At 69.3% G+C, this 7,854-nt stretch carries 8 protein-coding genes and 2 pseudogenes; 8 read left to right on the top strand and 2 right to left on the bottom strand.

Annotated elements, in window-relative coordinates; genetic code table 11:
- The 6 genes from VN520_RS10245 to VN520_RS10220 all read left to right on the top strand — a co-directional run.
- Positions 1-1,370 (top strand): ABC transporter substrate-binding protein (locus VN520_RS10245; protein WP_325746553.1); only part of this gene is annotated, 1,370 nt, incomplete at its 5' end.
- 90 nt (positions 1,371-1,460) lie between these two features.
- Entirely contained in the window at positions 1,461-2,450 is a 990-nt protein-coding gene (locus tag VN520_RS10240; protein ID WP_325746552.1) for an ABC transporter permease, read from the top strand.
- On the top strand, positions 2,447-3,535 hold the full coding sequence (locus VN520_RS10235) for an ABC transporter ATP-binding protein (protein ID WP_325746551.1): 1,089 nt from the start codon (positions 2,447-2,449) through the stop codon (positions 3,533-3,535). Before VN520_RS10240 ends, VN520_RS10235 begins: the two co-directional genes overlap by 4 nt.
- A complete protein-coding gene (locus VN520_RS10230; RefSeq protein WP_325746550.1) occupies positions 3,532-4,899 on the top strand; it encodes a dipeptide ABC transporter ATP-binding protein in 1,368 nt (455 codons plus the stop codon). The genes VN520_RS10235 and VN520_RS10230 overlap by 4 nt, the downstream gene beginning before the upstream one ends.
- Positions 4,900-4,917: 18 nt before the next feature.
- Positions 4,918-5,589 carry a trimeric intracellular cation channel family protein gene (locus VN520_RS10225; protein ID WP_325746549.1) on the top strand — a complete coding sequence of 224 codons (672 nt, stop codon included), beginning with the start codon at positions 4,918-4,920 and terminating at the stop codon, positions 5,587-5,589.
- 65 nt (positions 5,590-5,654) lie between these two features.
- A complete protein-coding gene (locus VN520_RS10220; protein ID WP_325746548.1) occupies positions 5,655-6,521 on the top strand; it encodes a thioesterase family protein in 867 nt (288 codons plus the stop codon).
- A 73-nt stretch (positions 6,522-6,594) separates the two neighbouring features.
- Here the strand turns inward: VN520_RS10220 and VN520_RS10215 are convergent.
- Together VN520_RS10215 and VN520_RS10210 are read right to left on the bottom strand one after the other, a co-directional pair.
- Positions 6,595-6,752: pseudogene (locus tag VN520_RS10215) on the bottom strand (alpha/beta fold hydrolase); the annotation flags it as partial.
- Positions 6,751-7,374, bottom strand: coding sequence for a TetR family transcriptional regulator (locus tag VN520_RS10210; protein WP_325746547.1), 624 nt, complete (start codon positions 7,372-7,374; stop codon positions 6,751-6,753). The gene VN520_RS10210 and the pseudogene VN520_RS10215, both read right to left, overlap by 2 nt.
- A 105-nt stretch (positions 7,375-7,479) precedes the next feature.
- On the opposite strand from VN520_RS10210, the gene VN520_RS10205 reads away from it, so the two are divergent.
- Positions 7,480-7,635 carry a hypothetical protein gene (locus tag VN520_RS10205; RefSeq protein WP_325746546.1) on the top strand — a complete coding sequence of 52 codons (156 nt, stop codon included), beginning with the start codon at positions 7,480-7,482 and terminating at the stop codon, positions 7,633-7,635.
- Positions 7,636-7,650: 15 nt separating this feature from the next.
- A pseudogene (locus tag VN520_RS10200) lies at positions 7,651-7,854 on the top strand (DUF4190 domain-containing protein); the annotation flags it as partial.

Below are 7,854 nucleotides of genomic sequence, written 5' to 3'. Positions count from 1 at the left end.
TCAAGTTCGAGGACGGCACCGAGATCACCTCGAAGGACGTCAAGTACGCCGTCGAGCGCTCCAACTTCGCGCCGGAGGCCCTGTCCAACGGCCCGACGTACTTCAAGGCGTACCTCGAGGGCGGCGACAAGTACAAGGGTCCGTACAAGGACAAGTCGGCCGCCGGCCTCAAGTCCATCGAGACCCCGGACGACTACACCATCGTCTTCAAGCTGAACAAGCCGTTCGCGGACATGGACTACCTGGCCGCCTTCTCGCAGACCGCTCCGGTCCCGCAGAAGGCCGACACGGGCGCCAGCTACGTCCAGAAGATGGTCTCCTCCGGCCCGTACAAGTTCTCGGCGTACGACGAGAGCAAGGGTGCGACGCTCGTCCGCAACCCGCAGTGGGACCCGAAGACGGACCCGATCCGCAAGGCACTGCCGGACAAGATCGAGCTGAAGCTCAACGTCAACCCCACCACGGTCGACGACCACCTGCTCAACGACGTGAGCACCGCTGACGTCGCGGGCACGGGTCTGCAGTCCAAGACCCAGCCCAAGGTCCTGGCCAAGGCCGCCGAGAAGGCGAAGACGGACAACCCGTACGCCGGCGCCCTGCAGTACATGGCGCTGAACGTCAACGTGAAGCCGTTCGACAACATCGAGTGCCGCAAGGCCGTTCAGTACGCCGTCGACAAGCAGAGCCTGATCGACTCGATCGGTGGCTCGGTCAAGGGCGACCCGGCCAGCACGGTCATCCCGCCGACCGTCGCCGGTTACAAGAAGTTCGACCTGTACCCGACCAAGGGCAGCAAGGGCGACATCGCCAAGGCGAAGGAGCACCTGACCAAGTGCGGTCAGCCCAAGGGCTTCAAGACCACGCTGACGGCGCGCTCCGACCGGCCTGACGAGATCACCGCCGCCACGCAGCTCCAGGGCAGCCTGAAGGCGATCGGCATCACCGCCGAGATCAAGCAGTTCCCGTCCGACAAGTACTTCACGGACTTCGCGGGTGTCCCCGCGTGGGTCCACAAGAACAACGCGGGCATGATGATGATGCAGTGGGGTGCCGACTGGCCGACCGGCTTCGGCTTCCTGGACCAGATCGTGAACGGCTCGGCCATCAAGCCGTCCGGCGGCACGAACCTGATGGAGCTCAACGACAAGGGCATCAACGATGCCCTCATCAAGGGCATCGGCACGGTGGACACCACCGCTCGTAACGCCGCGTGGGGCGAGGTCGACCAGAAGGTCATGGAGAACGCCTCCCTCGTGCCGCTCGTCTACCGCAAGAACCTGCTCTACCGTCCGGACTCCGCGGCGAACGTCACGGTCACGGACGCCTACCTCGGCATGTACGACTACGTGCTGATGACGTCCGCCAAGTAACACCTGTTCATCGACAGCATCCCTTGAAAGGCAGGTGAAGGCGCCGGGCCGGCGGGCTTACCCCGTCCGCCCGCCCGGCGCCGCACGGCTGTGGCTGCGTACATCATCCGACGCGTATTCGCCGCGGTGTTGCTGCTGCTGGTGGTCAGCGCAGTCACGTTCGCGATCTTCTTCCTGGTGCCCCGCCTCGGCGGGCAGACCCTCGACTCGATGGCCGCCCAGTACGTCGGGAAGAGCCCCGACCCGGACGTCATCGCCGCGGTCAAGAAGAACCTGGGGCTCGACCAGCCCCTTTACGTCCAGTACTGGGAATTCGTCAAGGGCATCGTCGTCGGCGCCGACTACCAGTTCGGCCCCGACCCCGTCACCTGCAACGCCCCCTGCTTCGGTTACTCCTTCAAGACCCACACCGAGATCTGGCCGCAGCTCGTCGACCGTGTCCCGGTCACGCTGTCGCTGGCCGTCGGTGCCGCGGTCATCTGGGTCGTCTCCGGTGTCGCGATCGGCGTCCTCTCCGCACTGAAGCGGGGCTCGTTCTTCGACCGCCTCTCCATGGGCGTCGCTCTCGCCGGTGTCTCGCTGCCGATGTTCTTCACCGGCCTCGTCGTGCTGGCGCTGTTCGGCAACGGGGAGTACGTACCGTTCGCCGACAGTCCGATCGAGTGGGCGGGCAGCCTGGTCCTGCCCTGGTGCACGCTCGCCCTGCTGTACTCCGCGCTGTACGCCCGGCTCACCCGGGCCGGGATGCTGGAGACGATGGGCGAGGACTACATCAGAACCGCCCGGGCCAAGGGCCTCAGGGAGCGCAAGGTGGTCGTCAAGCACGGGCTGCGCTCGGCGCTCACCCCGCTCGTCACCATCTTCGGCATGGACTTCGCGCTGCTGCTCGGCGGCGCGGTCATCACCGAACGGGTCTTCTCCTTCCAGGGGCTGGGTGCCTTCGCCATCCAGGGCGTGACCACCGCCGACCTGCCCAAGGTGATGGGCGTGACCCTGGTCGCCGCCTTCTTCATCGTCATCTGCAACCTGCTGGTGGACCTCGTGTACGCCGCGATCGACCCCCGGGTGAGGCTCTCATGAGCGACGCAATCAAGAAGGACTCCCCGGCGGCGGACGCCGTCCCGGCCCCGCGCTCCGGCGACGGCAGGGAATTCCTCTCCGTACGCAACCTCAGCGTCCACTTCGACACCGACGACGGCCTGGTCAAGTCCGTCGACGGCGTCAGCTTCGACCTGAAGGCCGGCCAGACCCTCGGCATCGTCGGCGAGTCCGGCTCCGGCAAGTCCGTGACCTCGCTGGGGATCATGGGCCTGCACACCTCGGAGCGGGCCCGGATCGGCGGTGAGATCTGGCTCGACGGCGAGGAGCTGATCGGCGCCGGCCCCGAGCGCGTACGAGCCCTGCGCGGCCAGAAGATGGCCATGATCTTCCAGGACCCGCTGTCCGCCCTGCACCCGTACTACAGCATCGGCGCGCAGATCGTGGAGGCCCACCGGGTCCACAACAAGGTCGACAAGAAGGCCGCGAAGAAGCGCGCGATCGAGATGCTCGACCGCGTGGGGATCCCCGAGCCGCACCGCCGGTACGAGGACTACCCGCACCAGTTCTCCGGCGGTATGCGCCAGCGCGCGATGATCGCGATGGCCCTGGTGAACAACCCGCAGCTGCTCATCGCCGACGAGCCGACGACCGCCCTCGACGTGACGGTCCAGGCGCAGATCCTCGACCTCATCCGTGACCTGCAGAAGGAGTTCGGCTCCGCGGTCGTCATGATCACCCACGACCTCGGCGTCGTCGCCGAGATCGCGGACAACCTGCTCGTGATGTACGCGGGACGCTGCATCGAGCGCGGCAGCGCCGAAAAGGTGTTCTACGAGCCCCAGCACCCCTACACGTGGGGTCTGCTCGGCTCGATGCCGCGCATCGACCGGGAGCAGACCGAGCGGCTCATCCCCGTCAAGGGGTCGCCGCCCAGCCTCATCAACGTCCCCTCGGGCTGCGCCTTCCACCCGCGCTGCCCGTACGCCGACGTCCCCCCGGACAACATCACCCGCACCGAGCGCCCGGAGCTGCAGCAGGTCAGCGACGGGCACCACTCCGCGTGCCACATGTCGCGTGAGCAGCGCGACCGGATCTGGACCGAAGAGATTGCGCCGAAGCTGTGACTGATCTGAACAAGAAGACTCCCGCGCCCGCCGCGGCCGGGTCGGACGGATCCGGTTCCGAGCCGCTCCTCAAGGTCGACGGCCTGGTCAAGCACTTCCCGATCACCAAGGGCGTGCTCAAGCGCAAGGTCGGCGCGGTCCAGGCCGTGGACGGACTCACCTTCGACGTGCGTCCCGGGGAGACCCTGGGCGTCGTCGGCGAGTCGGGCTGCGGCAAGTCGACCATGGGCCGACTGGTGACCAGGCTGCTGGAGCCGACCGGCGGCACGATCGAATTCCAGGGCCGCGACATCACGCACATGTCCGCGGGGCGGCTGCGGCCGATGCGCCGCGACATCCAGATGATCTTCCAGGACCCGTACGGCTCGCTGAACCCGCGGCACACGGTCGGCGGGATCGTCGGAACCCCCTTCCGGCTCCAGGGCGTCAAGCCCGAGGACGGTGTGAAGGCGGAGGTCCAGCGGCTGCTGGAGATGGTGGGGCTCAACCCCGAGCACTACAACCGCTACCCGCACGAGTTCTCCGGCGGTCAGCGCCAGCGCATCGGCATCGCCCGGGCGCTCGCCCTGAAGCCGAAGCTGGTCGTCGCGGACGAGCCCGTCTCGGCGCTGGACGTGTCGATCCAGGCGCAGGTGGTGAACCTGCTGGACGACCTCCAGGACGAGCTCGGCCTCACGTACATGATCATCGCGCACGACCTGTCGGTCATCCGCCATGTCTCGGACCGGATCGCGGTGATGTACCTCGGCAAGATCGTTGAGCTCGCGGACCGTACGTCGCTGTACGAGGCGCCGATGCACCCGTACACCAACGCGCTGATGTCCGCGGTGCCGGTGCCGGACCCGCGCCGGCGCGGTACGAAGAGCGACCGCATCCTGCTCAAGGGCGACGTGCCGTCGCCGATCTCACCGCCGAGCGGCTGCCGCTTCCACACCCGGTGCTGGAAGGCGACGCAGATCTGCGGGACCACCGAGCCGCCGCTGCTCCAGCTGAAGACCGGGCACCAGGTGGCGTGCCACCACCCGGAGAACGGCGAGGACCAGGCGCCGGGGGACGCGCCGCTCGTCGCGGACGTGATCACGGTGAAGCCGGCGGGCGCCGCTGAGCCGGCCGCGGCGGCGAAGGCGGAGGCGGCTCCCGGGCCCGCGGCTGCGGAGGTGTCCGAGAAGGCCGCCGAGTCCGCGGCTGCGGAGGTGTCCGAGAAGGCCGCCGAGTCCGTGACGGAGCAGGGACCGGCGAAGGTCACCGGGTCCGCGACGGCGCAGGGGCCGACGAAGGCCGCCGAGCCCGCCGAGCCCGCCGACGGGGACGGCAAGGGGGCAGCCGCACCGTCCACGGGTGCGGAGGGCGAGCCGAAGGAGTAGTACCGGCACAATTGCCCGGTGCTCAACGAACTCTTCACCCCCTCCGTCCAGCATGCGCTCGACATCGTCGGGATCTTCGTCTTCGCGATCTCGGGCGCCCTGCTCGCCGTACGCAAGAACTTCGATGTCTTCGGCATCGCGGTCCTCGCCGAGGTGACAGCACTGGGCGGAGGGATCTTCCGTGACGTGATGATCGGCGCGGTCCCTCCGGCGGCCTTCACGGACCTCGGCTACTTCGTGACCCCGCTGATCGCCGCCGGCCTGGTCTTCTTCCTGCACCCGCACGTGGAGCGGATCCAGGCCGGCGTCAATGTCTTCGACGCGGCGGGGCTGGGGCTCTTCTGCGTATCCGGCACGATCAAGGCGTACGAATACGGCCTCGGCCTCACCTCGTCCGCGGCCCTCGGGCTGGCCACCGCGGTGGGCGGCGGTGTGCTGCGCGACGTCCTGGCCAACGAAGTGCCCTCACTGCTGCGCTGGGACCGCGATCTGTACGCCGTGCCCGCGATCGTCGGCGCGGTCATGGTGGTCCTCTGCATCCGTTTCGAGGCCCTCAACGCCTACACGAGCGGTGCCGCCGCGATCACCGCGTTCGTCCTGCGGCTGTTCGCCATGCGCTTCCACTGGCGGGCCCCGCGCGCCTACAACAGGCGCTCGGCCACGGCGGAGGAGGCCCCGGCGGTCATCTGAGGGCAGTCAGCCGGCACAGGCAAAAAGCTACCGCTCAGTAATGGGGTCGGTGTACCGTGCATGCCATGGCACAGGCAGCAGTACAGGAGTCGCGCGCGGCGCGGGCGACCATCGGTGACAGCGAGTTCGACCGCGACACCGCCGTCACCCTCAGGGAAGAGGGCGTCTACGACGCGGAGCTCTCCGCGGGCTGGACGATCATCCACGCGGTCAACGGCGGCTATCTGCTCGCCATGCTCGGCCGCGCGCTCGGCGAGGCGCTCCCGCACCCCGACCCCTTCTCGGTCTCCGCGCACTACCTCACGGCCTCCATCCCCGGGCCGGCCGTGATCCGCACCCAGGTCGTCCGCACTGGCCGCACGCTCTCCACCGGTGAGGCCTCGCTCTTCCAGTTCGCGGAGGACGGCACGGAGGTCGAACGCCTCCGGGTGCTGGCCACCTACGGCGAACTGGACGGGCTGACCGGCGACATCCGCACGTCGGCCGAACCGCCGGCCATCCCGCCCCTGGAGCGCTGCCTCGGAACGAGCGACGGGACGGCGCCGATCCCCGGCAGCTCCGCCATCACCGAACGGCTCGACGTCAAGCTGGACCCGGCGACGGTCGGCTGGGCCGTCGGCGCACCGTCGGGCAAGGGTGAGATGCGGGGCTGGTTCGGCCTCGCGGACGGCCGCGACGCGGACCCCCTCTCGCTGCTGCTCACCGTGGACGCACTGCCTCCGACCTCCTTCGAGCTGGGGCTGAAGGGCTGGACGCCCACCATCGAGCTCACCGCGCACATCCGCTGCCGCCCCGCCCCCGGGCCGCTGCGTGTCTCCATCACCACCCGCAACCTCGCGGGCGGTTTCCTGGAGGAGGACGCGGAGGTCTGGGACAGTGCCGACCGCCTCGTCGCGCAGTCCCGCCAGCTGGCCCGCGCACCGCGCGACTGAGCCGGCCGCCGTGGCGGTGCGGTGACGTCCGGCCGGGCTCACGGAGCGCGCCGCGCCCTCGCCGAGGCCGCGCTCACGGAGCCGTACGCAGGAAACGGGTGAGGGCCGCGGTGAACTCGGCGGGTGCGTCCTCCTGGGCGAGATGCCCGGCCCCTCGGTCAGCCGCAGCTCGGCGCCCGGGACCAGCCGGGCGAGCTCGTGGCCACGGGCGACGGGGATCCAGGTGTCCTCACGGTTCGTCCAGCCAGTGGGCCCGGCCCAGTGTGACCAGCCGCAGCCGGCGCCGTGCCACCCGGACGGCCTCCTCCTCGCCCTGAGGGCCGGCGTCCAGCAGCGCCGAGGCGGTGAGCACCATGTGGTCGACGTACAGGCCGCCCAGCATCAGGAGGTCCTCCTGGTTCCAGCCCGCCGATTCGGGCTCCGTGCCGAGGGCCTGGGCGACCTCTTCGGCGAAACCGCGCAACTGGGCCGCGACGGCCGCCCGGACCTGCCCGACGCCGCCGTGCTGCTCGCGGGCGATGAAGCGGAAGTGCGCGGGCTGCGCCGCGACGTGGCGGGCTATCAGGCCGACGCTGCGATCGAGCCGCTCCTCGCTGTCCCCCGTGTCGGCGAGGATCGCCCCGATCATGCCGTGCAGGCTCCCCAGGGCCTCCTCGACGAGGGCGACGCCCAGGGCCGCCGTGCTGTCGAAGTGGCGGTAGAAGGCGGTCGGGGTCACGCCCACGGCCCGCGTCACCTCACGCAGACCCAGGCTGCTCAGGCTCTGGTGCTCCAGCAGCTCCAGTGCCGCGTCCAGCAGCGCCTGGCGGGTCTTCAGCTTCTGGGCCTGGCGTACTCCGACGGTGTGACTCATGCCATTCAGTAAACAACCGTTCGCCGAGTCCAGGAAGGGGTACAAGAACCTGGACTCAGGAGTCAGTGAACAATCGTACTCTCAAAACTCGCAGAAAGGCCGGACATGTTCGTGCTCGTCGCCGCCCTGCTCCTGCTGGGGGTCGTCCTCGGAGCGGTCGCGCATCTCCCGCTCCCCGTGGCCCTGACCGCCGCGGCCGTGATCGGTCTCTGGCTGGCGGTCTTCGGCGCCCGTGAGCGCCACGCCCGCCGCACCCACTGACGAAGGAGCCGCACCATGACGCCGGACTTCGCACGCACCGCACACCGCACACACGCCGCATACCGCACACGCGCCGCATACCGCACACGCACCGAGCCGGGAGCCGCCTCCGTCCCACGGGAGGCCGACGGGCTGGCCGTCGCCTCGTTCGTGTCCGGACTGCTCGGTCTCCTGGTCATGAACATCCTGCTCGGACCGGCCGCGATCGTCATGGCGGCC

This window comes from Streptomyces sp. (genome assembly GCF_035563135.1).
Classification (GTDB): domain Bacteria; phylum Actinomycetota; class Actinomycetes; order Streptomycetales; family Streptomycetaceae; genus Streptomyces.
Note: the sequence above shows the minus strand (reverse complement) of the source record. Positions and strands in the feature narration are given on the sequence as shown.